Consider the following 26,382-nt stretch of genomic DNA (forward strand, 5'->3'; position numbering starts at 1 on the left):
CTTATGGTAACTGCCAATCGGGCGCAAGGAGGCACAGAGTTGGAACTCGGGCACATCAATGTAACCACATCCGAACCGACAGCCGCGCCGGAGGTATCCATGGCAGCGGTCAACCAGCGCAGCAGCTGCGAGGCGGTCAACAGTGTCCTGACCCGCATCGGCGACAAATGGAGCGTGCTGATCGTCATGATGCTGGCTGGCGGCCCGCAACGCTTCAACGAGTTGAAGCGGCGTATCGGCAGCATTTCCCAGCGCATGCTGACATTGACCCTGCGCGGACTGGAGCGGGATGGGCTGGTGAAGCGCACCGTGTTTCCCACCATTCCGCCCCGGGTGGATTACGAATTGACCGATCTCGGCCAATCGCTGCGCCAGCCGATCGAGGCGCTTGGCCACTGGGCCTTCGACAATTATGCTTGTATTGCCAAGGCCCGCGACAGTTTCGACAAGGCGGCAAAGAAGCAAGGCGTCAGGAAGCCCTGATCTGCTTTGCCATGTTGACGCCGGTGACACGAAAGCCACCATATTCATAGATATGCCGGGCGCGGTCATTGTCGCTAGCGACCCGCAGCCTGATCTCGCGATATCCTTCCTCCGCCAACAGGGTTTCCAGGGCATCAAGGGCTTGTTTGCCCTGGCCTTTGCCGCGATGGGTCGGGAAAAGATAGAAATCAAGGATGAACACGGATTTCGCCGTCTCGTCGAAGCGATACCAGAGATAGCCGATCGCCTGCTGCTGCTTGTCAACAATGTTAAGCAATGCATGACCCGGTGTTTTCGGGCCGTGCGGCAGGCTTTGAGCGATCTCGTGTTCTGCCCGTTTTAACGCCTCGCCCTCGGCGACGTTATAATTGAGGGCGATTTCGGCAGCGTAATCCGCAATGAAATAATTGAGGTAGCGACTGTAGTCCTCCTCGGACATCCCTGTGAATTCAATCATTTTTTCCTGCACGGCTTGAGGGTCTGCTCCATGAAAAAGGCCCGGCGCATCAAGCCGCCGGGCCTTATTGTCGTCTGTAGTCTGTTATTACCGATTACTTGGTGGCGGCTTCGTAAAGCTCGGCCACGTAATCCCAGTTGATCAGGCTATCCACGAAGGCTTCCAGATATTTCGGGCGGGCGTTGCGGTAGTCGATATAGTAGGAATGTTCCCAGACATCGACGCCGAGGATGGGCGATGCGCCATGGATCAGCGGGTTTTCGCCATTCGGGGTCTTGGAAATTTCCAGCTTGCCGTCCTTGACGGAGAGCCAGGCCCAGCCGGAGCCGAACTGGGTGGTGCCAGCGGCGATGAAATCGGCCTTGAACTTGTCGTAGCCACCGAGATCGGAGGCAATCGCTGCTTCCAGCTTGCCGGGCAGCTTGGTGCCGCCGCCGTCTTTCTTCAACCAGTTCCAGAAATGCACATGGTTGTAGTGCTGGCCGGCATTGTTGAACAGGCCGACATTCTTGCCATAGGACTGCTTGACGACTTCCTCCAGCGAAAGCCCTTCAAGACCCGAATCCTTCAGCAGATTATTGCCGTTGGTGACATAGGCCTGATGATGCTTGTCGTGGTGGAATTCCAGCGTTTCGGCCGACATGAAGGGGCCGAGTGCATCGTAAGCGTAGGGAAGTGCGGGAAGTTCGAAAGCCATGATAAAATCTCCTCTTGGCATCGAGTATGGAAATCGTGAGCGAGCGGACCATAGGATTGCGGGGCACAAGAGGCAACCTGCGAAATGGTAAATTCGCTCCCCCTAGGGAAGTTTCCTTCCTCGGTTAATCCCTTGGATGGTATAATGTTCCAGACCTGTCCGGAGCTTCCCCGAGAGCCTCGATTCTTGCCCGTTACCGATGGTAATGGCACCAGCTTTAACCGCTACCGAAACACAATAAAGCAAACAGGCGAAGCCTGTCATCAGTCATAAATATCCGGTTCCGGCAGGTCGTCGACGGGGAAGCCGAGCGCTTTGCGGGCAATCTTGCATTCGGGATCGCCGGGCATGCAATCACGACAGACCTGGGGTCGGACGTCGTAAACCCCGCAGCCGACATGCTTGCCAAGGTCGCCGGTCAGCGCCGCGCAGCGGCCTTTGCCAGCCGCATCGACCTCAAATTTCATGCCACTCAGATCTGCGGCCACGAATGTCTCAGGGATTTTCGCCAGCTGCTCATCGCTTTCCAATGAAAAGCGTGGCCAATCCGCCTGATAGGCGCAACAGGCGCCGCAGGTCTGGCAATCGAAAATTTCGGGCGGTGAGGTTTCCAGCATGATTTGTCTTAGAGTCTGTCAGGTTCATATTGAACCAGACAGGCTCACGCTTTTCTTGTTTTCGTTTGTCTTTTCGGGAAAACCGGTTTCCACTTTTCCCTGCAAACTCTAGCGCAAAAGCATGAGGAGCGGAATTGTTTCTGGCCAAAAAAGCAGAAGGAAGCCATGAGGGAGTTTGCTGGAATTCATACACGCTAAAACAACCAAAGGTTAGGGAATGGAGGTTACCATGCGCGCCTGCTCTTGAGGGTTATCAATGGAAGAAAATGCCATCACGCCGTGGGTCGACATCGGAGACTATGAGGCGATGACGCTTGCCATGGAGAATATGGGGGTGGCCGTCGCCCTGATGCGTTTGGACGGGAGCCTGTTGTTTGCCAACAAGCCGTTTCGGACATTGCACGATTATGCCGCGCATCTGGCCCCGGCGGGTGGCTTCAGCGATCTTGTCCAGTCCGGGGCGCTCGCCCATTGGAATACCGATCCGGCCCGGTATTTTCAAACCCTGGTCGAACGTCTTGTCGACAATGGCGGTCTATGCCGGGACCAGCTTGAAATCGGCGACCGGATCATTGCGGTGGAAGACCGGATGATCGAAGACCGGATGATCCTCTCGGTGCAGCAGGATATTACCGAGCAGATCGTCGCGGCACGTCGGCTGGCCTATCTTGCCAGTCACGATATTCTCACCGGCCTTGCTAACCGCGCCAGCGTCGAGGCCCAGCTCGATCGGTTGACGGCCATCAAGGACGAGGGCAGGGGCCGGTTTGCGGTGCTGATTGGCGATCTCGATCTGTTCAAGGTCATTAACGATACCCATGGCCACGCCGCTGGCGATGCGGTGTTGCAGGAAATGGCCTGCCGCTTCCGCGCCGTCCTCGGCCGCAACGATTTCGCCGCCCGGCTCGGCGGCGATGAATTTCTTTTTCTTTGCAATGATGACGATGCGCCAGCCGCCAACGCCGAAAGGCTTGCGCAGCAGCTGATCGCTTGCGCCGACCAGCCAGTGGTCTTCGAAGGCAAGTCCTTATCCCTCGGCATCAGCCTTGGTTATTGCCTGTTTCCCAATCATGGAACGCAGACGGCGCAATTGACGCGCGCCGCCGATATTGCCCTTTACCGCGCCAAGAGCCAAGGTCGCGGTCGCCTGGTTCGCTTCGACCAGGGGGAGAACGGATGAAGCAATTCTATCCGTGGCTCACATATCGCTGCCGGACCGCGCCCAATCCATATACAGATCCAGTGCCTTGCGGGTCACGGGGCCTTCCTGGTAATCGCGGCCATCAAGCCTCGAAACCGGGGCGATCTTCGAATAATTGCCGCTGGTGAATACTTCGTCGGCACCGAGGAAATCGGCGACGCTGAGTGTGACTTCCTGCACATCGAAGCCCGCCTGGCGCAGCAGGGTGATGACGCGTGACCGGGTGATGCCCGCCAGAAAGGTGCGGTTGGGGATCGGGGTGAACACCACGCCGTCCTTGACCATGAAGATATTGGAGGAGGCGGTTTCCGCCACATTGCCATTCATGTCCAGCGCCAAAGCATTGTCGAAGCCGCGGGCGCGCGCCTCAAGAATCATCCGGCCGGAATTGGGATAGAGACTGCCGGCCTTGGCATCGGTCATCGCGCATTCCGGCGAGGGGCGGCGGAAGGGAGACACGGTCAGCGTGTGCGGCGTGGCGGTGTGCATCGGCGCTTCGAACAGGCAGAGCGCAAAGCGGGTGGAGGCGGCATCGGGTGCCACGACCGAGCCCGGCGCGCCATGTTCAGCCCAATACATCGGCTTGATATAGATTGCGGTCTTACCGTCGAACTTTGCAACCCCTTCACGTGCCAGCCGCTCGATTTCCTCGGCACTCATGGTCGGCTGCATATGCATGGCCAAAGCCGAACGGTTGATCCGCTGGCAATGCAGGTCGAGGTCAGGCGCGATCCCGTCGAACCAGCGCGCCCCGTCAAACACCGTCGAGCCCAGCCACATGGCATGCGATGTCGGCCCGATCAGCGGCGGGTTGCCCGACAGCCATTCGCCATCGACATAGGTCCAGGTGGGGGTTCGCGGGGTGGTATCGACGGTCATTCTCAGTCTCCAGATCGGGTGTCGCGGCAAAAGAACCGCTGCACTGCGCAACGTCAAGGAGAAAATGCAAAGGGCATGCAGCACTTGCCCCCAAAAATGGCCGGTCGGTCAACCGGGTCTCGGACGGACGGCGCGTCTTGCGAAATGTCTCCATAAATACAATGGGATGACGATCAGTCATTGCAGGGTTCATCGATGGCTTTGGTGTTCTGTCATCAAAGTTGTGTTTGCTTTTTTTGCTACTTAAAGAAAGTGTAGCTTTTCGCGATTCCCTTGTTTTTCTTAAGGAGATTTCATGCAAAGTGCTCGATGGCGTTGCCTTTTGGCCGCCGCCTTCATTAGCCCGATAGGCCCAGCCCTGGCGCAGGATGCCCCGCAGGGTGCAAGCCCCCCTGCCGCAGAAGAAGCATTCGGCAATCCGCCCGTGCTGGGGCAATCGACTGTTGCGCCGAAGGGTACGCTTTACCGGGTGCCACCATCCACGGTGCCGCTGCCCCATGCCGGGCGCGAACAGGTGCTTGACCTTAAGGTGGCCTACACGCAAGGCAGGATACGCAAACCGGGTGGGCCGCCGGATAACCCTTTCGACACCGTCCTTCTGCGCAGTTACCAGGGCATCAATGTCGATCGCGACCATCCCTTTGTCGCGCCAACCATCGAGGCCATGCCGGGCGACACCGTTCGGGTAAGGCTGGACAACCAACTGCCGCCCGACCCGTCCTGCACATCCAGCGATACATCGGTGGATGTGCCCCATTGCTTCAACGGCACCAATCTTCACAGCCACGGCCTGTGGGTCAGCCCGACCGGCAATAGCGACAATGTGCTGTTGTCGATCAATCCGGGCATGAAGTTTGAATATGAATATAATATCCCAGCCGATCATCCGGCGGGGACATTCTGGTATCACCCGCATCGCCATGGCTCCACCGCCTTGCAGGTCGGCAGCGGCATGGCGGGCGCGCTGATCATTCGCGGCGACCGCCCACCGACAGACAAGACCAATGGCGACCTCGACACCTTGGTAAAGCCTTTTCCCGAAAGGCTGCTGGTGTTCGAGCAGATCCCCTATGCTTGCCTGACGAAGGACCGCAAGCTGAAGCAGAAATTTGTCCCCGATCCCAACGACCCGACGAAGGGAAGCTATGTCATCGACTGGACCTGCGAGAAGGGCGAAGTGGGCGAGGTGATTTCCTACGAACAGTTCACGCCCTCAAGCTGGGATGATTCCGGCCGGTTCACGACGGTCAATGGCCGGGTGCGGCCGGTGTTCGCCAATGCTGAAACTGGCAAGACCGAGCGCTGGCGGCTGGTGCATGCGGGCGTGCGCAACACGATCCAGGTCCAGTTCCGCAAAATGAACACCACGGATTTCTTCAAGCGGGAGCGCAGCACCGATGCGGATGGGGAAGACCGGTTCGCCACTGACCTGTGCACCGGACAGCCGGTGCCGTATGTCGTTGCGGCTTCCGACGGGCTCACCATGCAGCAAGGTCAGGTGCGCAAGGATGTTACCCTGCAACCCGGCTATCGCAACGATCTGCTGGTAAATTTCCCGGAAGACGGTCTTTACTGCATCGTCAATCCGCCAACCGACGCCGCCGATTCGGTCACACGCACCCAGCAGGCCCGCTCAGTTCTCGGCTTCGTCCGGGTCAAAGGGGGCAAGGGCGCGCCAGCAGCGGGTGAGCCGATTGCTGACATTAAAAAGCAGCTGATCGCCAACGCCAAGGCCTTCTACACGCCTGATGTCGCCAAGACGGTGGTCGCTGATCTGAACGATGAGCTGAAGCTGACGAAATTCATTCCCCATCCGACAGTTACCGACGAAGAAGTTGCCGGCCAACCAAAGCAGGATCTGGTGTTCTTCATCAATCTCGGCGCGGGCGGCAACGGGCCTAACGGCTTCCAGGTCGGCAATAATTTCAATGTCGTGCAAAACGATGTCGGCGTCTATGTGCCAGACGGTGCCAAGGCTTACGATCCCAATGTGGTTGATCGCAAACTGGTGTTGGGGACAGCGCAGGAATGGGAGTTACGCTCCTATTTCGTCAGTCATCCCTTTCATATCCACGTCAATCCCTTCCAGATCGTCCGCATTCTCGATCCTGCTGGCAACGATGTCAGCGGGCCGGTCACAGACGGAAAGGAGAATTCGGATTCGCAATATGCTGGACTGAAAGGTGTGTGGAAGGATACGCTCTGGATCAAAAGCAATGTCAACAACCCGCTGACAGCGGTTGATGCCGCCTGGCTGAACGGCGATCTCAGCAGCAAGTCGATCCCCGATGCTCCCGAGGCCGCCAAGCCGCAAGGCGTCTACCGCATCTTCATCCGCACCCGTTATGAACGCTATATCGGCGAATTCGTCCTGCATTGCCACATCCTCGACCATGAAGACCAGGGCATGATGCAGAACGTCTCCATCGGTTTGCCTGACGGTGCGGGCGGATTGGCAAACGCGCATCATCACGGAAGTTCACCAGAGAGTAAGTAGACCTTCGCTCTGGTAACCGGAATTGATGCGACAAACTGTTTCCGCCGTCCTTCGGGATGGCGGAAATGTTTCATTTTAGTAGAGGGACAATAATGCACCATTAGAAACCGGGATCAAACATCCACCTGCGGGAATTGATGGTGGCAGCTGTATCGAAGTCACTACGGCAATAGATGCTGAAAAAGCACCGAATGATGATCGGCCAAATTTGGTTGCATAGTATTAAAAAATCCATTAAAAGTAGAAATCCATAGACCGCTCTGCTATCGAAGCATCGCGCCAGACTTTAGGCGCTGTTTCTGATTTTGGAGGTTCAAGTGACTCTTAAAAACATTGGTTCGGCTGCATTTCCTCACGTCTTTCTACGCTATGATGGGCAAGGTCATGTTTTGCCGGATGGACAAGGCGTTGGTACGGCGAATTGCCAGTTCTATGCCGGTCCCTGGGAGGCTTTTCATATTGATATTGTCGCCGATGGCAGCGTAACTATCCGTTCCAGCCAGTTTCCAGAGATTTACCTTCGGATGGATGGTCGCAATGTCAGTTACGGCCAAGATGAGGGCGGTGGTCTTGTCAATGGCCAGACAGGCGCTCCTGGCCCGTATGAACACTTCGTTCTGGTTCCGCAGGCCGATGGTACCGTCGCTATCCAGTCAAAGGCGTTCCCGGGCATCTATCTTCGCCTTGACGGCTCGGGTGTCACCAAATTCGAAGATGCAGGTTCCGGAAAAGTTAATGCTCAGATCGGTGTCGGTCCCTGGGAGAAATTCCACATCGTCGATGCTGCAAAATAAGGAATTCGGACTGACATGCGGCACTTAACGCGGTGGTCGGACAATCGGCTGTAAGCAACGCAATTTAGAGCATCGTACAGAAACCGGTTTCCACTTTTCGGTCCGATGCTGTCGCTGTCAGTAAATCGAATAAAGTCTACATGTATAGAGCGTCCGCCTGTTCTCACCTGCGGGCGCTCATTCTGTTTAGCAATTATGCAACAATATAAGGACTGACAGCGAACCTTTGTGCGCCATATATGGCGAACGGCGCTGTAGGAAGCGGATTATTAGTGATCTGAGATCGCTCTCACATCTTCCCCGCCACTTTCACCGCAAAGGCATATTCAAACGCCACCTCTTCCAGCCGCTGAAACCGCCCGGATTTGCCACCGTGGCCGGCGGACATGTTGGTTTTCAGCAGATATGGCCCGGCATCGGGTGCGTTTTCGCGCAGTTTGGCCACCCATTTGGTCGGTTCCCAATAGGTGACGCGGGGGTCGGTGAGGCCAGAAAGGGCGAGAATAGGCGGATAGGATTTTTTGCCTACGTTGTCATAGGGGCTATAGGCGGCGATCCAGCGGTATTCTTCTTCTGACTCGATCGGGTTGCCCCATTCCGGCCATTCCGGCGGGGTCAGCGGCAGGGTATCATCAAGCATGGTGTTGAGCACATCGACAAAGGGGACGGCGGCGATGATGCCGGCGAATTTTTCCGGTGCCATATTGGCGACGGCGCCCATCAACATGCCGCCAGCGGAGCCGCCTTCGGCGATGATCTTGTCATAGGCGGTGAAGCCTTCTTTCACCAGATGATCGGCGGCGGAGATGAAGTCTTTGAAGGTATTGACCTTATTCTCCATTTTACCGTCTTCATACCATTGAAAGCCCTTGTCCTTGCCGCCGCGGATATGGGCGATGGCATAGACGAAACCCCGGTCGGCCAGCGACAGGCAATTGGTGTTGAAACCAGCCGGAATGGTCACACCGTAAGCGCCGTAGCCGTAAAGCAGGCAGGGGGCGGAGCCATCAAGCGCCGTGTCCTTGCGATAGAGCAGCGTGACCGGCACATCGACGCCATCATGGGCCTTGGCAAACACCCGGCGGGTGACATAGTCCTCGGCTTTGTGACCTGAGGGGACTTCCTGGGTTTTCAGCAGCACCCGCTCGCGCGTCACCATGTTATAGTCATAGAGCTGGCTGGGCGTCGTCATCGACGAATAGGAAAAGCGGATGACGGTGGCATCATATTCGGCAGCGCCTGACAGACCAAGCGAATAGGCTTCCTCGGCAAAATCGATAGCGTGTTCTTCACCGGTCTTGCGGTCACGGATCATGATGCGCGGCAGGCCATCGCGGCGTTCCAGCCACAGCAGATGTCCAGCAAAGGCCATATGCGACAGGATAAGACGGCCCGGCACATGGGGAACGAGGTCTTTCCAGTTGTCCTTGCCCGGCGCGCCAACCGGCGCTTCCATGATTTTGAAATCCTGGGCACCGTCGGCATTGGTCAGGATGTAGAACACATCGCCGCCCTCGGTCATCGAATATTCGACGCCTTCCTCGCGCTCAGCCACCAGCTTAGGTTCTGCCGTCAGATCTTTGGTGGAGAGCAGCCGGTATTCCGAGGTCTCGTGATCGTGGATGTCGATATAGATGAAGTCATCGAGCAGCGACCCGCCGACACCCATGAAGAAGCCGGGGTCCTTTTCCTCATAGACCAGCCGGTCGGAGGATTGCGGTTCGCCGATAATATGGTGGAAGACTTTGGACGGACGGTGGTTTTCATCCTGAAGCGTATAGAAAAAGCTCTTGCCATCGGGCGCCCAGACGCCGCCGCCAGCGGTATTGTCCAGCACATCGGCCAGATCTTCGCCGGTTTTGAGATCGCGGATGCGCAGCGTGTAATATTCCGACCCCTTGTCGTCATAGCCCCAGATGCCACGGGTGTGATCATTGCTATGGTCGATGCCGGACAGGCGGAAATAATCCTTGCCCGCCGCTTCCTTGTCGCCATCCAGCAGCAATTCGCGCAGGCTCTCGTCCTTCGGGTCGCCGTCGCGTGGAATGCGGAAATAGCGCGGCTGCTCGCCACCGGTCACGAACGCCGAACCGTAAGCATAAGGACCGTCCTTCATCGGGATGGAGCTGTCATCCTCCTTGATCCGGCCTTTCATCTCGGCAAACAGCTGCTGTTGCAGTGGCTTGGTATCGGCCATGGCCGCGTCCATATAGATGTTTTCGGCCTCCAGAACTGCGCGGATCTCAGGGTCGAGGATCGAGGTATCCTTGAACATCTGCTGCCAGTTATCGGCCCGCAGCCACGCGTAGTCGTCAATGCGGGTTATGCCGTGGCGGGTGTCGCTCAGCGGTTTCTTCTGGACTGTGGGGGCGGCGGGCAGGTTGGCAAACAGGGACTTTGAGGATGAAGACAAGAGCAATCTCGCTTTTTTGGCATAGGCGGGGTTTGGTATAAGGCCGGTGTTACGTAGGATGTGTTGCATGAGAGATAGGCGTCCGCCCACCACCGATCAAGCAGAAATCGGTGGTCCCGGCCATGGCCGGTGCCAGCGACAGAGGAAGCCGATCACAAATGCGGGATGCACGTTTTGAGTGCTGGCTTCGCCAGAAGTCAGGCAATACATTCCGCCGAATCGGTATCTGTTAGGAAATTCTATATGCGATTGATGATTTTAGGGGGTGGTTTGGCGATGGTTTTTGCGCAATCGGCCTTTGCGCTTGACGCCGCAGCCACCCGCCAGCTCAAGTCGCTGTCGCCGGCCGAGCGGCTGGAACAGCGCTGCGACATGGAGGCGATGAGCCGGATCGGCAAGGACTCCAAGACCTATTCGCCCGACAAGGTGATCGCCTATACGTTCGCCCAGACCAAGGCCGATGGCAACCGGCTGAAGGCGCCGGGCGCGGTGTTTCGCAGCAAGGGCCACTGGTATCGGCTGAAATACCAGTGCGAGACCGGCAACCAGCGCCTGGACGTGAAGAATTTCAGCTATCAGGTGGGCGCCGAGGTGCCCAAGGAAAGCTGGAGCAAATATTACTTGTATAATTGACGAGCGATGAGCCGTGGGGTGACGCCTGTCACCCTTTTTGCCCTGTCACCCCGGTAGTTTCGGTTTCGGTGCCGCATGGGGCGCCAGTTCGGTGAAGATCGCCTTGCCGATCAGCGCCAGAGGCACGGCCAGCATGGCACCCGCCGCGCCCCAGACCCAGGTCCAGAAGATGATGGCGACGAACACGCCAAAGGCGTTGATCTCCATACGCCGTCCCATCACGGCTGGCGTCACCAGATTTTCGACCAGCGCATGGACAGTGAAGAAAGCGATGGCGGGAAGCAGGCCAAACAGCAGGCTGCTATGGGTCAGTATTCCGGCCACGGCCAGCGCAAAGGTCATGGCGGTGACGCCGAGAAAAGGCACGAAGCTGGAGAGAAAGGCGAAAAAACCCCAGAGTACCGGCAGCGTCAGCCCGCCAACCCAGGCAATCAGCAGCGCGCAGCAGCCGACGCCCGCGTAGATTACTGACGCGGTGGCAAAGTAGAAGCCCAGCGCCGTTTCAATCGCATTGATGCTGCGGATGGCCGAGAGCCGGCGAGCGCGGTCGCGGAAAGAGACGATCAGAGTTTTGCGGATCGACACCCTCCCGGCCAGAAATAGCACCAATGCGGCAAAGAAAATCAATGTCTGGACGATGGCGGGCGTCACCTGGCTTGCCACTGTCGAGAGAATGCCGCCGCCATTTTCCAGCATCTTGTCGAGGTTGATAGGACCGTTGCCGCTGGCAAGCCTGTCCAGATGCAGCCAGTGAAAGCGTTGAAAATAGGGTGTGAACCGATCCATCATGGTCTGGCCAATGCTGGGGATGTCCTGCGCCAGTTCCATCAGCGGTCCTGCCAGCGTGTTGGCAATGATCGTCACCAGCGTGAAAAGCGCCGTGGTCAGCAGCACGGCGCTCATCATCGGCGGCACACCCAGTGCCTCCAGCCGGTCTGCTGCCAGACCCAGGATAAGGCCGACCACAACCGCAAGCGTCAGGGGCATAAGTATGGTGCCTGCGTAGTGCAGCGCGGCAATTGCCACAATCAGGAAGAGCCCGATCACCGCCCAGGCCTGAGCCAGTTCCAGCGCCGTCTTGCGGTGCCGGCCCAGCCGGGTTTCTGCCGGCTGTAAAATTCGCCGCTTCACCGTGTCATCCATCATGTCCGCTAACGCCCCTGTCGGTACCAGTGTTGTGTGCAGCCATATCGGCACCAGGAGGGTGTAAAGCCGCAACACGTTATATTTACTACATAATCTCTTCGGATTGCCATCAGGATGAGGGCCATGTCGTCATTTGGCGCAGCTGTCGGATGCTCTATCCGAGAGCGCTGTCAAAACTCATTTTGACAAGCAATCGCGAATTAACGCGCAGAACGGGCAGTGGTTCCGCCCAGATTTTGCCTTGCTTGCGCCACTTTGGTGCGAATTGCGGGATTCAAGGGTTGTATCAATTTGGGGCAGGTGATCGGAACAGGTCGGGTCTCTGCACGATATACGCGCTAAATCACGGGTTGCAGCCGCGAGCGTCAGCCTCCTTTCGTAAAATCCACTATTATTACAGGGGTCTACGAAAAATCGGCATTTTGAGTCTGCATCCATGGAGATATGGAGGTTTTTGTAACTATCCGAAACAAAAAAACCCTGACACTGGCAGGTAACTGCTCCAAAAAAATAGAGATGCACCCAATAAAAGTGTCTGAAAAGTGTAAAAACCAAGATTTGTATTAGGGTTGGAAAAACAAAAAATGCAACTGAAAATATGTGTTTTTTGGCGCGGTTTCCAATACATTGATAGAGTAAATAATATGTACAAGGCGGATGACTATGCGTTTCATTATGGGTCGTCGAGTGTTTGTTGCTGGAGCGGCTAGTCTTTTTGCGTTGAGACCAAGTTTTGCACAGCAAGCGACCTATGATGTTATTGTCTATGGAATGACCAGCGGCGGGATTACAGCTGCCATACAGGCAAAAGTCATGGGAAGAACCGTGGCAATTGTTGGCGGCTGGCGTGAACGTCATCCCGGTGGGATGATGTCGGGCGGGCTTGGCGGCACCGATGTCGAGGCCGGCAGCGCCTTCGGCGGTCTGGCGCGCCATGTGATTTCCAGGATCAATCAAGAGGCCCAGGTGGCCGACGACCGGTTCTCCTTCGAGCCCCGGTTTGCCCAGACCGTGTTTGAAAAACTGCTGCGCGAATATGATATTCCGGTGTTTAAAAGCCGTGGTGTGCTGCGGGTCGCCAAGACCGGACCCCGGATCGATGCGATGGAAACGGTTGACCGCCAGGTGTTCAATGGCCGTGTCTTCATCGACGCCAGCTATGAAGGCGATCTGATGGCCGCGTCAGGCGTTTCCTGGACTGTCGGCCGCGAGCCGCAGGACGGCGACAATGTGCTGAACGGTTTTCGCGGAACCCGGACGGATTCCTGGGGCGACAATCATAATTTCCAGCTGCATCGCCGCTTCGAGCGGGTGATCGGTCAGGTCGGCGTCGATCCTTTCGTCACCGAGGGTGTGGCCGCCAGCGGGCTTTTGCCGGGCATCCGTAATTATCCTTCCCCGGAAGTTGGCGCGGGCGACCGGGCTGTGCAGGCCTATAATTTCCGCATGACCATGACGCGCGATCCGGCCCGCAGGGTGGATCTGCCCTCGACACCGCCGCCGGGCTTCGATCCGACCCGTTATGAATTGCTGTTCCGCTGGATCAAGGCGCTTGGCGAGCGCGGCCAGCTCGCGGATGCTGAAAACGCCGTCAAGATGCAGTTTCTTCTGCATAACGATCTTGGCAACGGCATTTTCGACATCAACAATCGCGGTGCCGTTTCCACTGATTATATCGGCGGCTCCTGGGGCTATCCCCAGGCCGATTACGGCATGCGTGAAAAGATCTGGAAAGCCCATGAGCGCTGGACGCGGGGCCTGTTTTACGCGCTCCAATACCACAAGGACGCGCGCATGCCGGGCGCTCTGCGCGATGTGTTCCTTGATTATGGACTGGACGGCCAGCATTATCAGGACCCGCACGAAAACGACGAGGCGCACTGGCCCTATCAGCTCTATGTGCGGGAAGCCCGTCGCATGGTGTCTGACCATCAGATGACCGGCCACGACGTGACCGCTGCCGACGACCAGGAATTGCGCGACAACAACACGATTTCCACCGGGTCCTACAAGCGTGACAGCCACCATACCCAGCGCATCGTCCGTACCACGGTCAACATGCTCGGTACGCCGACGCTCAGTGTCTGGAACGAGGGCAATTTCGAGGCTGAGGCTGGCGGCGCTGACCGGATCTTCACCATTCCGCTGTCGGCCATCGTGCCGCGCCGGGCGGAATGCACCAATCTGATGTCGATCTTCGCGCTCAGCGCTACCCATGAGGCCTTCGGGGCGATCCGCATGGAAATGAGCCTGATGCAAACAGGACAGTCGGCAGGTGCCGCTGCCGCGCTGGTCGCCGTCAGCCGCGCCGATATTCAGGACGTGTCCTATGATGAGCTGATTTCCAGCCTCTACGTCCCACCGGGCGCCAAGCCCTCGGTTCTGCCGCGTGATCCCAACAGCCAGGCGCTGGCTTTCAACCTTCAGAGGTCGTGAGGGAAGGCCAGCGAGCCGCTCCATCGATAAAATTCTCTTGACGGCAGCACGATAGAAGCGTTTTTCCCGAAACGCTTTCTTCAAGGCAGGATGCAGCATCCCAGACCTTGGAATGAGGGCCTTGGTATCACGGCCATCTGGTTGGCAGGCGCGAGAAGAGTGTCATGGTTGTTTTGGATGTCCGCCGGATCGGTATTTACCTGTCATCACTGCTACTGGGGTCGATGCTCCTGAATGGGGCAGCACAGCCTGCTTTTGCCGCTGCGGATGGTTTGATCGAGCCGAAACTGCATATTCATGCCGCCCCGAAAGGGTTGGTGCAGGTTGCGGTGACGCTGGATGCCTGTATGGGCAAGACCGATATGCGCATTCTCTCCACCCTGTTGGATGACAATATCAAGGCGACGATTTTCGTCACCGGTCGCTGGATCCGGTCCAATCCGCAGGCTGTCGCTGTGCTGAAATCCAGGCCGGACCTGTTCGAGGTGGAAAACCACGGCGAAAACCACATCCCGGCGGTGGATTATCCGACGACCGTCTATGGCATCGCTGCCGCCGGATCGCCGGAAGCCGTTGCCAGGGAAGTGACCGGCGGCGCGGACGCCATGCGGGCCGCGGGATTTTCTCCGCCGCGCTGGTACCGGGATGCTACGGCCAAGTATTCCCCCTCCGCTATCGCCGAAATCAAGGCGATGGGCTACCAGATTGGCGGCTTTTCCATCAATGGTGATTCCGGCTCACTGCTGGGTGCCAAACAGACCGAGCAGCAATTTGCCCACGCCAAAAACGGTGACGTGCTGATCGCCCATATCAACCAGCCCACCCACGCCGCTGGTGAAGGCGTGGTCGCCGGTTTAAAGGCCCTGAAGGCAAGGGGTGTGGTGTTTGTGCATTTGAGCGAGGCGGGTCCGGTTGAGGCGGTCAAAGGCCCGCCGGTCAACTGACATTTATCCAGATATGGACGGCACTGAATTCAAAGTCAGACCAATTCCCCAGGGATCGGTCAGTCGGTGGCCTTCGGCGCCCAGGGTCACCGGAATTTCCAGCACATCCAGCGTCGCCAGGGCCTTTTGCAGCGCATCCCTATCGTTAAACGTTAGGGAGTAATCGGCAAGGCCGGTCATTGCCGCGAGGCGAGGGCCTGCGCCCCGGCTGTTCCAGATATTGGCGGCAACATGGTGGTGGTATTGACCGGAGCCGAAGAAGCTGGCGCCGGGATAGGTGGCCATTTTCTTCAAACCCAGCACACCCTCATAAAACCGGTCTGCCTCCGGCACGTTGCCGACCTGCAAATGCATATGGCCGATGCTGGAGCCTTCGGGCAGGCCGGTCCATGCCTCATCCGTGGCGCTGTCGTAAAGCTCTTGCAGGCTGAGGGGTAGGGTGGCCATGCCGACCGTGCCATCGGATTGATAGGTCCATTCCTGCGGGTCGCGGTCGCGGTAGATCTCGATGCCATTGCCTTCCGGGTCGGACAGGTAGATCGCCTCACTGACCAGATGGTCGGAAGCACCGTCCAACTGAACGCCGGAATGGGCAGCATGGCGCAGCCATTGCGCCAGCGCCTGGCGGCTCGGCAAAAGAAAAGCGGTGTGGAACAGCCCGGCTGCCGTGGGCGGCGCCATGGCCGCATCGCTCCTCGTGGTCAGCGTCAGCAGCGGCGTCGTGCCCACCCCCAACACCATGCCGCTGGCTGTGCTTTCCAGCACGGCGAGACCAATGATCTGCCGGTAGAAGCTGGACACCATGGCCAGATCGCCAACCACCAGATGCGCCCGTCCGATATGGATCGGGCGGGTCAGGGCAAAGCTTGGGGAATGATGGGCATCCATGACGGCAGGTCCGATAGGTTGGCGCGAGGGCGCTGGGAACGTCTTGCTTCCTAGATAGAGCCTGCCTTTCGTTTCATGTAGAGCGCATATACGCGAAAGATCGTTCGATAATGCTGAACAGTGGCGTTGCCATCGTTCAATCCTGACGGATTTCCAGGCTTGATTGGGATCAATGCGCGAGGGGCAAGACGCGCGCAGGTTGTTGTCGGCAAAGCGGTTCAAGACCGAAGACGCTGGCAATAGGAGGATAGAGGGCAATGTACAGAAAGATCATCGTTCCCGTGGACATCGCGCAATGGGAAAAAGGCGACAAGATCCTGCGAAAAGCCCAGAGCCTGCTGGATGCTGGTGGCGAGATCGTGTTGTTGACCGTGGTCGAGCACCTGCCATCCTATCTCGCCATCGATATTCCGCATGACATCCTTGATGGAGCGGTGGAGGAGGGGCGCACGAAACTCGCCGCGCTGGCGGCTTCGGTTGGGCCTGGCGTGACGACGCAATTGCGGGTCGGTTCGCCCGCCCATGAGATTCTGGCGGTCGCGGCGGAGCAAAAGGCCGACTTGATCATTATCGCTTCGCATATCCCGGATTTTTCCAACTACCTGATCGGGGCGACTGCCGACCGCGTCGTGCGCCACGCCCGATGCGCGGTACTTGTCGACCGGTAATCGTATCCGGGAGGCGTTTCACATTTTGAGGAGATAAATCATGGACATGGATGGATATAGGCAGACGCTGCTCGGACGGCGGCTGGAACTCTCCAGCCGGTTAGGAAAAATTTCCGGTGACCTGTCGGAGCAGCGCAGCGCCGAAAGCGCCGAGCGTGCTATCGAATCGGAAAATGACGAAGTGTTGGAAAGCCTGGGGCAGGCGGGCGAAAACGAGCTGCGCGGCATCGAGGCGGCATTGGCCCGCATGGAGGCCGGTTCCTACGGACGCTGCGTAACCTGCGATGCGGCAATTGCACCCGAGCGGCTCGCCCTTTTGCCCGCCACGCCCTTTTGCCAGGATTGCGCCCCAGCCTGAACAGACGTGCAGACAGGCGCGGCCCGGCTATTGCAGCAATGCTGCCACCGTGCCGCCCATCAGCAGCAGAAAGGCAATGACCCAGGAAATCAGCGCACCAGGACCGCGCTTTTTGGCATCCGCATAATATTCAGCGGCATAGAGCACCCGTGCGCCTGTCCAGCACAGGCCCAGCAACCCGGCCAACTGGTCGGACAGGTAAAAGCCGAAGAGCCAGAGCGATGGCAGGAAGAACACCAATTGCTCGGCGGTGTTCTGTTGAACCCGGTAAATCCGCTCGAAATTCTCATCGCCTGTCATCTTTGGTGCCTTGACCCCAAATTGCTGGCGCGCCCGGGCAACCTTGATGAAGAACCAGTTATAGGCGATCAGCGCCATGAACGTGGCAAGGACTGTAAAGCGCATGGATGCTTCCTGTCAGGGTGGGAGGACGGCGGTTTCACGGACGAAGCCGGGAACGGTCCGACAGCTTTATCCGCAAACGGTTTAAGCCCGGTTGATGACGGCTCCGGCCTGGGTGTTCGGCGCAGATAGTCCAGGCCTTGAAACTGCAATGGTCGATCGAAGAGCGGCAATTGGCGGTCTTGCCAACACGATAGAGTTGACGCATCATGATCACTCCAGGTTGCGGTATGTGGCCGTCATAGACATAAATTTGACCGGATCGTCAGGCTGATCAGGCTTATATGAAGACGATGAGACAGGCGACATTATCTGGCAATCATTCTCGATTATGCTGTCGGCAGATATTTTAATTTCTTGGGTTGATCATCACGATGGAAGAGTTCCGCTTCGGGCGACACTATGATTTTCACGAATTGCTGGCCGATGGCATTGTGCATGGTGTCGGCGTGGTGTTTGCGCTGGTTGGTGTCACGGCGCTGATTTTCTATGCCACGGTGTTTACCAGCTTTGGCGAGATTGCCGCCAGCTGGATCTATGGCCTTGGCCTGGTGCTGGCGCTCGGCTGTTCCTTCACCTACAATATGTGGCCGCGATCGACCTTCAAGACCTATCTGCGGCGTCTGGATCATTCGGCGATTTTCGTGCTGATCGCTGCCACCTATACACCTTTTCTGGAACGCGGCGCCGATGAACCGGCCATTCTTTGTCTGTTGATCGGCATCTGGCTGACGGCGATCACCGGTATCTTCCTGAAATGCCGCTATCCTGGCCGCTACGACCGATTGGCCATCCTGCTGTATCTGGCCATGGGATGGAGCGGTGTGCTGGCGCTGGAGCCGATTTCCGAGCGGCTGCCGCCTGTCACCATGGTACTGATCTTTACTGGCGGCATTCTTTATTCCGCAGGGGTGATCTTTCACGTCTGGGAGAGGCTGCGGTTTCAAAATGCCATCTGGCACGGTTTCGTTGTGGCTGCGGCTGCCGTGCATTATTCCGCCGTGGTTACCGCCATCGGGTCTTGAAGCGGCGCGGTTGTATAGCCGAGAAAGTCAGAGTTGGCGATATCATGTTGGCCTCTCGGAGATCAGCGACTTTCGTCGCGCTTCGGTAATGCGCCAGTCCCTCAGCCGATACCTGAAAAGTCGATCAGTTTCTTCATGCTTATCTCGAGCTTCCTTGGCCCCTTTCGCTGGACGAGGCCGTTTTTTTCCAGCAGCGCAAAAGTACGTGACACTGCTTCTACTGAGGTCCCAAGATAGTCCGCAATATCGTAGCGCAACATCGGAAGCGATAAGGTCGAGCTTTCACGGTCAAAATAGCGATCATGATCCGAACAATCTACTAGAAACGCAGCTAAGCGCTGTGGCAGCTCCAATTGTCCGATTGTGATGGTGTGTCTTTGTGCGGTACGAATTTCGTGGACCGCCTTGACGAAGTAACCCTGCTGAATCCTCGGATGTTCCAGAAGGAATTTCTCCAGCTTGCGGAACGGAAAGCGGTATACGGAGCAGGGTGTTACCGCCTCTGAGGAGTTAACGTACAGTCCCTTTTCCGCCAGACCAAAGATATCGCCTGGCCAGTAAAACGCCACGATCTGCCGTTGGCCATCCTTCAGCGAGTGACAGGCCTGAACGACTCCCTCGATAAGCAAATAGAGGAAATCTGCGGGTTCACTTTGCGACAATATCTCTAATTTCGCCGTGCGATACTCTATGATTTCTCCCAGTCGCCCAAGTTCGTACTGTTCATCTGGGCTTAGGACGATATGTTCCGCGTTCTCATCTCGCTGCGGCGACCATACAGGCGTTGCTCTGATTTGGAGTGGCGGTCGGCTAGCGGGCGAAGAAAGGCTCATGTGTTACATTCTTGCAAGGAGGAAAATTAGAACTGATTTTTATCACTGTTTAGGAACGTCTAAAGGATAATTTTCGCTGGTACGGCGCTGCATGATCGAACGATTCATTGTGGAAGCCAACACTAACCATTTCCGAAAAAACCATTCCAAAGAGAATAACGCGCGTAGTTTTTTGACGTTTCTTTACATTTTCGGAAGAAGAGCGAAAATTTGCAAAATTCGATACCACATTGCGGAAAATCTCGACGCAAGATCGACCTTTCACTGTGATATCAGCCTTTATCCGAGCTCAGATCCTTTACAACAGCGTCCGCCCATATCGCAAGGACGATGTTTACTTCGCAAAAGCTACATCAAGGCTTGGGCTATTGTTTTTGGCTCAGTCAAATGACTGCCATATCCCAAAGGTTGAATTTGAACCGTTCTTCCATTTCGAGTTGGGGCATTGACCCGTTGTGGAAAGGCCCTTGTCGGGAGCGCCATACGAGGGGTCATTGAAGACGACAAATCCTATTTCCGTGCACGGTTTTCTGCGTTAGGACTGTGCGTATCCTATGTCTGTTTCAGGGCTTTTCATGACCACACAGCACGTCATCCGCGACGGCACCGAAGCGGATCTTGCCGCCATTGTCGAGATTTATAACCATGCCGTCGAGCATACGACCGCCATCTGGAACGAGGCGCTGATCGATGTCGACAATCGCCGTGTCTGGCTGGAACTGCGCCGGGCCAGAGGCTTTCCGGTTCTTGTCGCTGAGGTGGATGGCCGCGTTGCGGGCTATGCGTCCTATGGCGATTGGCGGGCCTTCGATGGCTATCGCCATACGGTTGAGCACTCTGTCTATATCGACAAGGATCATCGCGGTGCAGGGCTTGGCAAGGCGCTGATGCAGGCGTTGATCGAGCGCGCCAAGGCCGGAAATGTGCATGTGATGATCGCCGCCATCGAGGCCGGAAACGCGGCCTCGATTGCCCTGCATGAAAAGCTCGGCTTCCGCCTGGTCGGCATCCACCGCGAGGTCGGCACCAAATTCGGCCGCTGGCTGGATCTGGCGGCGATGGAACTGATGATTGCGCGTTGACTACTCGATCCTGGCCCGCACCATCTCACCGCGAATGGTAATGGCGGGGTGGGCGCCCGGCGTATTGGGCAGGGCGCTGTCGATATAGGAGGCGGTGGCCTCGACCAGATAGCTGATCGATGTGGGGGTGAGGAAGCGCAGGGTGGCGTCCATCATCCGGCCAGACAGAAGGATGGTTTCGTCCTTGCTGATGGTCTTGAAGAACGCCTGCACCCGCAGCGCCGCGCCTGAAACATCCAGCGTGCTGGCATGGCCGTCCAGGGTGAAATCCCCAGCATCGGCCCGCACATTGACGATCGAGAAATCGCCGTCAAGCCCAATGCGGGCGGCCTTCTGGCGGATCAGCACCGCAGATTGCGGACGCAGATTGGCCTTGAGCTTTATGGTGCAATCCGACCAATCGAAATAGCGCGACATGTCGGCGACATCGACAACCAGGGTGTCGTTATCGATATGCATACGGCCACTGTCGGAGCAGTCGCGGGCATGCCAGCCAGATTGCCAGAGCGAGCCCCAGCCGTCTCGCTCGCCTGTCAGGGTGGCCGTCAGCGGCCTGTCTGGATCAGTGGTTACGGAAATCAGGCTGGCGGCGCCATCAACGCGCAGTTTGGAGATGGCTGACAGGTCAAGTGGCGTGCCAATCGGCACATCGTGCCGCCATAGCGCCATGGCCCGATCCATGGCGGCGATGCAGACAAGTCCTGCGGCAATGCCAAGCACGATCACACGTTTTTTCATGAGGTTCACTCCAATGGGTTGCGATGCGCCAATCTTTGCCAAAGGAGGTCATGCTGCGACCTGAAACACGTTTCGGGTCGTCGCCGATCATGATCGGGGGTATAAGTGCCACTGAAATACATTACGCACCCGCTCAAAAATCCTTGTTCCATGATCTTTGTCCCATGATCTTCCTGCCGATTTCCTTTTTCGTCGCCCTGCTGCTTGTGACCCTATTGATCCGTATGCTGCGGCAGGAGGACGCTCCGGCCTCCGCGAGGCCTTTCCTGCTGCTGCTGGCGGTGATGGCGGTCCAATCGGTTCTGGTCGGCTTGCGCTGGGGCTATGGCATGATGCTGGTCATGCCGGCCATGTCGGTTCTCGGAACGGTCATCCCGCCTTTGAGCTTTCTGGCCTTTCGCAGCCTGACCTCGAGCCGTGCGGATCGGCAGGATCGTGGTTTCTCGCATATTGATTGGCTGCATGCCCTGCCGGCTGTCATCGTGCTGGTGCTGAACGGCGTCGGCGGTGGGCCAATCGATGCCATCATCATCCTCACCTTCCTGGCCTATGGACTGGCGCTGCTCTGGCTGGCGCGGCTGGGGCCGGATGGGCTGACGGCCTCGCGGTTGGACGGGGCGCTTCGGTCCTACCGCGCTCTGCAATGCATGGCAGCGTCGCTGCTGGCCTCAGCGGCTGCCGATGTCGTCATCAGCCTCGATTTTGCCTTTGGCGGTGGCCGTCATGCGGCAACTATTGTTTCGGCTTTCATGACCATGATCCTTCTGGCGCTTGGCTTTGCTGCATCACTGGCCGAAAGTGGCGCTTCTTCAGATGAGGGAGACCCTTCAGTTGACAATGGGCGCGAAGAGGAGCGGGCTGGCGACAAGCCGATGCCGAGACCCGCGAGCGAGGAGGACGCGCGGATTGCCATCGCGCTCGCGGCGATGATGGTGGAAAAACAGCTCTACAAGGATGTGGACCTTAACCTTGGCCGGTTGGCGCGTCGCCTGGGCCTTCCCGCCAGATCCGTGTCGAATGCCGTCAACCGGGTGCATGGCATGAGTGTTTCGCAGTATGTCAATAATCACCGCGTGACAGAGGCCTGCCAACTGCTGCGACAGAGCGATGAGCCGATTACCAGCATCGTCTTTGAGGCCGGTTTTATGACCAAGTCCAATTTCAATCGAGAGTTTCTGCGGGTCACGGGACAAAGTCCCAGTGCCTGGCGACGGCAGGAGACGATAGCACAAGCGTGTGCATAGTCGCGCTAGAGTTTGTCACGGAAAAGTGGAAACCGGTTTTCTCGACAAGACAAACGAAAACAAAAGCCTCTAGGCAAAGCCAACCAAAGGCTATTCGCCGGGATCGGGCTGATATCAGCAATCACAAAGCAAAATTCCGCAAGCCTTATGAGGCCCACGGAATTGAGGTCTGACTATCGAATGGCATGAATACCAATTCGAAGATGCTCACGCATCTTCGAATTGGTATTACTTGGCGCGGCGGCGGCGCTGCCCCAGGCCCATTTCCTTGGCGAGACGCGAGCGGGCTTCCGCATAGGCGGGCGCAACCATCGGGTAATCGACAGGAAGATCCCACTTTTCGCGATACTCTTCCGGGCTCAAGGTGTGATGGGTCATCAAGTGACGCTTCAGCGACTTGAACGAGCCACCACATTCCAGGCAGATGATCTGGTCGCCCTGAATCGACTTGCGAACGGCAACGGCAGGCTTCTGCTTTTCGACCACGGATACCACTGGCACCGGTGAGGATGTATTGGACAATGCAGTATGCACATCCGAAATCAGGTGGCTGATGTCCCCGATTGGTACAACATGGTTGCTGACATACGCTGCAACGATATCTGCCGTCAGTTCGACCAGAAGATCGTTTCCTGACGATCCAAATGCCGTTTCACTCATTTTTTTCTCCTGTCATATGTCTGCCTGACGGTTCGTTTGCCACCCACCGCCGACACTGAATTCAAACCAGTTCGACTGGTTTGCGTGATACCCCCACATAAAATCCACTGCCAGCCAGCCAGGATGGCAGTGTTATATTAGATATTTACGCCATTAACCCAAAACTAGTCTCCAAATTCATTGTCCGCCTTTGGTCTACAACCCGGGCGGTTGTATCGGCTAAATACATGCTGCTTTTGAACTAGATCGAAATTGAAAACGGTTCAGTGATCCAAATAGTCCTTTTAATGAATTATCAACATCGGGAAAAATGTCCAGTTCCTATTTATCCTAATTCTTGTGCGTGAAAGAATGTAGATCAGATCAAATATGAATGGCACTCTGCTCTTATGATACTTTTAGAACGGTCTCATTCATAATTTGTTAACTAAGTCCTTCTTGCCGTTGCCAATACCGTTGCTCATTTCATCGAGTACGGTCGCCTGGGCCAGAGGGTATCCGACATGCCGCGCAGCTTTAGCCAGCAGATGGGCAGAGACCGGCGCTGTCAGTACAAAGAAGAAAAACCCGCAAAAGGCGCGTGCAAAAACCGACAAATCTGCGGAATTGACGCCAATTGCCAGTAACAGCAGGCCCGATCCCACCGTTCCGGCCTTGGAGGCTGCATGCATGCGGGTGAACAGGTCCGGCAAGCGGTTAAGACCGATTGCAGCAATCACCGCAAAAAAAGAACCGCCCAGAATCAATACAGATGTTAAAATCGAAGCCGCCATTTCCATTAATCTGTTTCCTTTTGGGACATGTGCTTATTTGTACCACTCCGCTTGCGCCTGCGCTCCATTCGAGACTTTTCCACAGCTAATTGTTCGGCTGCCGCCCGAATTGCCGGCTCGGTTTCCGGTGTTTCGCCAATCACGCCGCGCACAAGGATGAATCGCGCAAAAGCTATGGTTGTCAGAAACCCGACCAGGCCGAGTGAAATGGCAATATCCATGTAGAGCACATAGCCCGACTTGATCGCGAAGACGGCAATAAAGCCGATGACGATGCCGACCAGCATGTCCAGCGCGATCACCCGGTCGGGCAGGGTCGGGCCACGCATCACCCGGTAGACGGTCAGGAAAAAGGCGATGGCCAGCAACAGCAGCCCGCCATTGCAGGCATGATGGACGAGGAGTTGCGCGGCTGTCATGTCTGAAGGTGTCATTGGAACGCCTCGCGGATCTTACGCTCGAATCCCTCGGCAATGTCGCGCCGGGCCGCATCCGGATCGCTGCAATCCAGTGCGTGGACATAGAGGATCTTTCGGTCCTCAGACACATCCACCGACAGGGTGCCGGGCGTCAGCGTGATGAGATTGGCCAGCAGGGTGATTTCGAAATCGCGCTCGACGCTGAGCGGAAAGGCAAAAATGCCGGGCTTGATATCGAGCCCTGGCGAAAGCACCATGATCGTTACCTTCCAGGCGGATTTGGCCAACTCGCTGAGAAACAGCAGCAGCAGAGACAGGATACGCCACGCTCTGTTGAGATAGGAGACGCCGCCGATCTGCTCGCGAAGCAACCCGACCACCGCCAGCGACAGCACAAAACCAAACAGAAGATTATGCAGGCTGGCGCTGCCGGTGACCGCCACCCAGATGATGGCCATCAGCAGGTTGAGGATCAACAGCCTCATGGGCGCGCCTCCGTGGGAAAGACCGAGGTGATATAGGCCGATGGATCGACAAGCCCGACCGCTGCGTCCTGCGAGAGTGCAATCAGCTTTTCAGGAAACAGCCCGAACCAGATGATAAAGCCCGCCAGCAGCAGCATCGGGGCAAGGGCTGAGCGCGTTGGCGCGGTAAGGATCTCTGGTCCGGCCTGGTTGGTGTTCCCCTCTGATTCGCCCTTGGCTGGCTGGGTGCGCCAGAAGGCCAGCAGGAAGACCCGGGCCAGCGCAATCGTGGTCAGGAAGCCGGACAACAGGATTGCGCCAGCCATCCACCAGGCGCCGATATCGAGCGCCGCCTTCAGCAGCATGACCTTTGGCCAGAAGCCGGAAAACGGCGGCAGGCCGCTTGCGGCGAAAAACAGCGCCAGCGCCAGAAAGGAAAAGCCCGGTGCTGCCCGGTAAAGGCCAGACATGTCCTGTAATGCAAAACTGCCAGTCATCCGCCCGGCCTGGCCTACCACCAGATACAACGCCGCCATCAGCATGATCGAGTGCATGGCGTAGAATATTGTCGCGCTGATGCCTTGCACCGCGCCAATGGCGATGCCGGCCAGCATGATGCCGATGCCGGAAATGACGATAAAGCCCATCAGCCGGCGGATGTCAGACTGGCCGAGGGCACCTACGGCACCCAGAATCATGGTGGCGGCGGCAATCACCCCCAGCACCAGGCTCAGCGCCTCGCGCTCAATCGGAAACAGCATCACCACGACCCGCAGCAGGCTGTAAATGCCGACCTTGGTCAGCAGGGCGGCAAACAGCGCCGACACCACGATGCGCGGCGTGTGATAGGAGGCAGGCAACCAGAAATTCAGCGGAAAGGCAGCGGCTTTCATGGCAAAGGCCAGGGCAAACAGCGTGGTCAGCGTCATCAGCGGGGCGGTATCGCGCAAACCATCGGCCTTGCGGGCGATATCGGCCATGTTGAGCGTGCCGAAACTGGCATAGAGAAAGCCGATGGTGATCAGAAACAGCGTGGTGGCGATCAGGTTGAGCACCGCATATTTCAGCGCCCCATCGATCTGTTCACGCTCGGAACCGAGGATCAGCATGCCGAAAGACGAGATCAGCAGCACTTCGAACCAGACATAGAGGTTGAAGATATCGCCGGTCAGAAAGGCACCGGAAACCCCGGCCATCAGCACCAGAAGAAACGGATAGAAACCATAGCGGCGACCGGAGGTATTGATATCCGTCAGCCCATAGACGCCGCAGGCCAAGGCGACGATGGCAGACGTCAGGGCAAACAGCGCCCCGACGATATCGACAGTGAAGGCAATGCCGAAGGGCGGCATCCAGCGGCCCATCATCACCGTCAGCGGGCCATCCTTGATGACCTTTACCAGCAGCGCCAGATCGATCAGCACCAGCAGGACCAGGGTGGGAAGGGCAATCATCGGCTGAAGGCGGGTGCGATCACGCAGCATCAAGGCCACGGCCCCACCGGCCAGACACAGGGCCACCGGCAGGATGGGCAGCCACTGCGCAAACGTGGTCGGCGCCTGCACATAAGCGGCTTTGAGAGCGGCGTCGAGAGCCTCGGCAGTGATGGTTGAAGCGGCCATGCGGTTATT

Annotated in this window: 27 protein-coding genes; 12 read left to right on the forward strand and 15 right to left on the reverse strand. The window is 57.2% G+C overall.

Going from position 1 to position 26,382, the window contains the following annotated elements; translation table 11 throughout:
- The first annotated feature begins 3 nt into the window (after positions 1–3).
- A complete protein-coding gene (locus AVCG78_RS02790; protein ID WP_143049399.1) occupies positions 4–483 on the forward strand; it encodes a winged helix-turn-helix transcriptional regulator in 480 nt (159 codons plus the stop codon).
- Here the strand turns inward: AVCG78_RS02790 and AVCG78_RS02795 are convergent.
- From AVCG78_RS02795 to AVCG78_RS02805, 3 genes are all read right to left on the reverse strand, one after another.
- A complete protein-coding gene (locus AVCG78_RS02795) occupies positions 470–940 on the reverse strand; it encodes a GNAT family N-acetyltransferase (RefSeq protein ID WP_071202821.1) in 471 nt (156 codons plus the stop codon). The genes AVCG78_RS02790 and AVCG78_RS02795 overlap by 14 nt on opposite strands.
- A 94-nt stretch (positions 941–1,034) precedes the next feature.
- On the reverse strand, positions 1,035–1,637 hold the full coding sequence (locus AVCG78_RS02800; RefSeq protein WP_071202823.1) for a superoxide dismutase: 603 nt from the start codon (positions 1,635–1,637) through the stop codon (positions 1,035–1,037).
- A 263-nt stretch (positions 1,638–1,900) separates the two neighbouring features.
- Positions 1,901–2,254 (reverse strand): YkgJ family cysteine cluster protein, encoded by a 354-nt coding sequence (locus AVCG78_RS02805; protein WP_071202825.1) that lies wholly within the window; start codon positions 2,252–2,254, stop codon positions 1,901–1,903.
- Between the two features lie 256 nt (positions 2,255–2,510).
- Here AVCG78_RS02805 and AVCG78_RS02810 point away from each other — a divergent pair, with 256 nt between their 5' ends.
- Positions 2,511–3,434 carry a GGDEF domain-containing protein gene (locus AVCG78_RS02810; RefSeq protein ID WP_071202827.1) on the forward strand — a complete coding sequence of 308 codons (924 nt, stop codon included), beginning with the start codon at positions 2,511–2,513 and terminating at the stop codon, positions 3,432–3,434.
- Positions 3,435–3,452: 18 nt separating this feature from the next.
- On the opposite strand, the gene AVCG78_RS02815 is transcribed toward AVCG78_RS02810, so the two are convergent.
- Positions 3,453–4,334 carry a branched-chain amino acid aminotransferase gene (locus AVCG78_RS02815; protein WP_156582896.1) on the reverse strand — a complete coding sequence of 294 codons (882 nt, stop codon included), beginning with the start codon at positions 4,332–4,334 and terminating at the stop codon, positions 3,453–3,455.
- 295 nt (positions 4,335–4,629) lie between these two features.
- Between AVCG78_RS02815 and AVCG78_RS02820 the strand changes: the two genes are divergently transcribed.
- Both AVCG78_RS02820 and AVCG78_RS02825 read left to right on the forward strand, forming a co-directional pair.
- Positions 4,630–6,831: a multicopper oxidase family protein gene (locus AVCG78_RS02820; RefSeq protein WP_071202830.1), complete on the forward strand. Its 2,202-nt coding sequence runs from the start codon at positions 4,630–4,632 to the stop codon at positions 6,829–6,831.
- Positions 6,832–7,136: 305 nt separating this feature from the next.
- Positions 7,137–7,625, forward strand: coding sequence for a fascin domain-containing protein (locus AVCG78_RS02825; RefSeq protein ID WP_139191252.1), 489 nt, complete (start codon positions 7,137–7,139; stop codon positions 7,623–7,625).
- A 289-nt stretch (positions 7,626–7,914) separates the two neighbouring features.
- Here the strand turns inward: AVCG78_RS02825 and AVCG78_RS02830 are convergent, their stop codons facing one another.
- The gene (locus AVCG78_RS02830) at positions 7,915–10,044 is read right to left on the reverse strand and encodes a S9 family peptidase (protein ID WP_409065489.1); all 2,130 of its coding nucleotides are present in this window, start codon (positions 10,042–10,044) and stop codon (positions 7,915–7,917) included.
- A 237-nt stretch (positions 10,045–10,281) separates the two neighbouring features.
- On the opposite strand from AVCG78_RS02830, the gene AVCG78_RS02835 reads away from it, so the two are divergent.
- Complete coding sequence (locus AVCG78_RS02835) at positions 10,282–10,671, forward strand: DUF930 domain-containing protein (protein WP_015915321.1); 390 nt, start codon at positions 10,282–10,284, stop codon at positions 10,669–10,671.
- Between the two features lie 45 nt (positions 10,672–10,716).
- On the opposite strand, the gene AVCG78_RS02840 is transcribed toward AVCG78_RS02835, so the two are convergent.
- Positions 10,717–11,817 carry an AI-2E family transporter gene (locus AVCG78_RS02840; RefSeq protein ID WP_071584858.1) on the reverse strand — a complete coding sequence of 367 codons (1,101 nt, stop codon included), beginning with the start codon at positions 11,815–11,817 and terminating at the stop codon, positions 10,717–10,719.
- Between the two features lie 813 nt (positions 11,818–12,630).
- Between AVCG78_RS02840 and AVCG78_RS02845 the strand changes: the two genes are divergently transcribed.
- Positions 12,631–14,253: an FAD-dependent oxidoreductase gene (locus tag AVCG78_RS02845; protein ID WP_071202836.1), complete on the forward strand. Its 1,623-nt coding sequence runs from the start codon at positions 12,631–12,633 to the stop codon at positions 14,251–14,253.
- Between the two features lie 164 nt (positions 14,254–14,417).
- The gene (locus AVCG78_RS02850; RefSeq protein WP_071584859.1) at positions 14,418–15,197 is read left to right on the forward strand and encodes a polysaccharide deacetylase family protein; all 780 of its coding nucleotides are present in this window, start codon (positions 14,418–14,420) and stop codon (positions 15,195–15,197) included.
- Positions 15,198–15,200: 3 nt separating this feature from the next.
- Here AVCG78_RS02850 and AVCG78_RS02855 read toward each other — a convergent pair whose 3' ends face one another.
- Positions 15,201–16,085 carry a VOC family protein gene (locus AVCG78_RS02855; protein WP_071202839.1) on the reverse strand — a complete coding sequence of 295 codons (885 nt, stop codon included), beginning with the start codon at positions 16,083–16,085 and terminating at the stop codon, positions 15,201–15,203.
- Between the two features lie 257 nt (positions 16,086–16,342).
- On the opposite strand from AVCG78_RS02855, the gene AVCG78_RS02860 reads away from it, so the two are divergent.
- Both AVCG78_RS02860 and AVCG78_RS02865 read left to right on the forward strand, forming a co-directional pair.
- Entirely contained in the window at positions 16,343–16,753 is a 411-nt protein-coding gene (locus tag AVCG78_RS02860) for a universal stress protein (RefSeq protein WP_015915326.1), read from the forward strand.
- A 40-nt stretch (positions 16,754–16,793) separates the two neighbouring features.
- The gene (locus AVCG78_RS02865) at positions 16,794–17,111 is read left to right on the forward strand and encodes a TraR/DksA family transcriptional regulator (RefSeq protein WP_015915327.1); all 318 of its coding nucleotides are present in this window, start codon (positions 16,794–16,796) and stop codon (positions 17,109–17,111) included.
- Positions 17,112–17,138: 27 nt separating this feature from the next.
- Here AVCG78_RS02865 and AVCG78_RS02870 read toward each other — a convergent pair whose 3' ends face one another.
- Entirely contained in the window at positions 17,139–17,516 is a 378-nt protein-coding gene (locus AVCG78_RS02870) for an MAPEG family protein (RefSeq protein WP_015915328.1), read from the reverse strand.
- Positions 17,517–17,887: 371 nt separating this feature from the next.
- Here AVCG78_RS02870 and trhA point away from each other — a divergent pair, with 371 nt between their 5' ends.
- Entirely contained in the window at positions 17,888–18,538 is a 651-nt protein-coding gene (gene trhA / locus AVCG78_RS02875) for a PAQR family membrane homeostasis protein TrhA (RefSeq protein ID WP_071202841.1), read from the forward strand.
- A gap of 101 nt (positions 18,539–18,639) precedes the next feature.
- Here the strand turns inward: trhA and AVCG78_RS02880 are convergent, their stop codons facing one another.
- Complete coding sequence (locus AVCG78_RS02880) at positions 18,640–19,371, reverse strand: Crp/Fnr family transcriptional regulator (protein WP_071202843.1); 732 nt, start codon at positions 19,369–19,371, stop codon at positions 18,640–18,642.
- A 575-nt stretch (positions 19,372–19,946) separates the two neighbouring features.
- On the opposite strand from AVCG78_RS02880, the gene AVCG78_RS02885 reads away from it, so the two are divergent.
- Positions 19,947–20,453: a GNAT family N-acetyltransferase gene (locus AVCG78_RS02885; protein ID WP_071202845.1), complete on the forward strand. Its 507-nt coding sequence runs from the start codon at positions 19,947–19,949 to the stop codon at positions 20,451–20,453.
- Here AVCG78_RS02885 and AVCG78_RS02890 read toward each other — a convergent pair whose 3' ends face one another.
- The gene (locus tag AVCG78_RS02890; protein WP_071202849.1) at positions 20,454–21,191 is read right to left on the reverse strand and encodes a hypothetical protein; all 738 of its coding nucleotides are present in this window, start codon (positions 21,189–21,191) and stop codon (positions 20,454–20,456) included. It lies immediately after the preceding gene.
- A 164-nt stretch (positions 21,192–21,355) separates the two neighbouring features.
- On the opposite strand from AVCG78_RS02890, the gene AVCG78_RS02895 reads away from it, so the two are divergent.
- Positions 21,356–22,435 carry a helix-turn-helix domain-containing protein gene (locus tag AVCG78_RS02895; protein ID WP_071202851.1) on the forward strand — a complete coding sequence of 360 codons (1,080 nt, stop codon included), beginning with the start codon at positions 21,356–21,358 and terminating at the stop codon, positions 22,433–22,435.
- A gap of 228 nt (positions 22,436–22,663) precedes the next feature.
- Here AVCG78_RS02895 and AVCG78_RS02900 read toward each other — a convergent pair whose 3' ends face one another.
- From AVCG78_RS02900 to AVCG78_RS02920, 5 genes are all read right to left on the reverse strand, one after another.
- On the reverse strand, positions 22,664–23,095 hold the full coding sequence (locus AVCG78_RS02900; RefSeq protein WP_015915334.1) for a MucR family transcriptional regulator: 432 nt from the start codon (positions 23,093–23,095) through the stop codon (positions 22,664–22,666).
- 413 nt (positions 23,096–23,508) lie between these two features.
- Positions 23,509–23,874, reverse strand: a complete 366-nt coding sequence (gene mnhG / locus AVCG78_RS02905) for a monovalent cation/H(+) antiporter subunit G (protein ID WP_071202853.1) — start codon at positions 23,872–23,874, stop codon at positions 23,509–23,511.
- Positions 23,874–24,302, reverse strand: a complete 429-nt coding sequence (locus AVCG78_RS02910) for a cation:proton antiporter (RefSeq protein ID WP_409065469.1) — start codon at positions 24,300–24,302, stop codon at positions 23,874–23,876. Before AVCG78_RS02910 ends, mnhG begins: the two co-directional genes overlap by 1 nt.
- Positions 24,299–24,772, reverse strand: coding sequence for a Na+/H+ antiporter subunit E (locus AVCG78_RS02915; protein WP_071202857.1), 474 nt, complete (start codon positions 24,770–24,772; stop codon positions 24,299–24,301). The genes AVCG78_RS02910 and AVCG78_RS02915 overlap by 4 nt, the downstream gene beginning before the upstream one ends.
- The gene (locus tag AVCG78_RS02920) at positions 24,769–26,373 is read right to left on the reverse strand and encodes a Na+/H+ antiporter subunit D (RefSeq protein WP_071202859.1); all 1,605 of its coding nucleotides are present in this window, start codon (positions 26,371–26,373) and stop codon (positions 24,769–24,771) included. Before AVCG78_RS02920 ends, AVCG78_RS02915 begins: the two co-directional genes overlap by 4 nt.
- Positions 26,374–26,382: the final 9 nt, after the last annotated feature.

It is taken from the genome of Gillisella vitis (genome assembly GCF_021559775.1).
GTDB lineage: Bacteria > Pseudomonadota > Alphaproteobacteria > Rhizobiales > Rhizobiaceae > Allorhizobium > Allorhizobium ampelinum.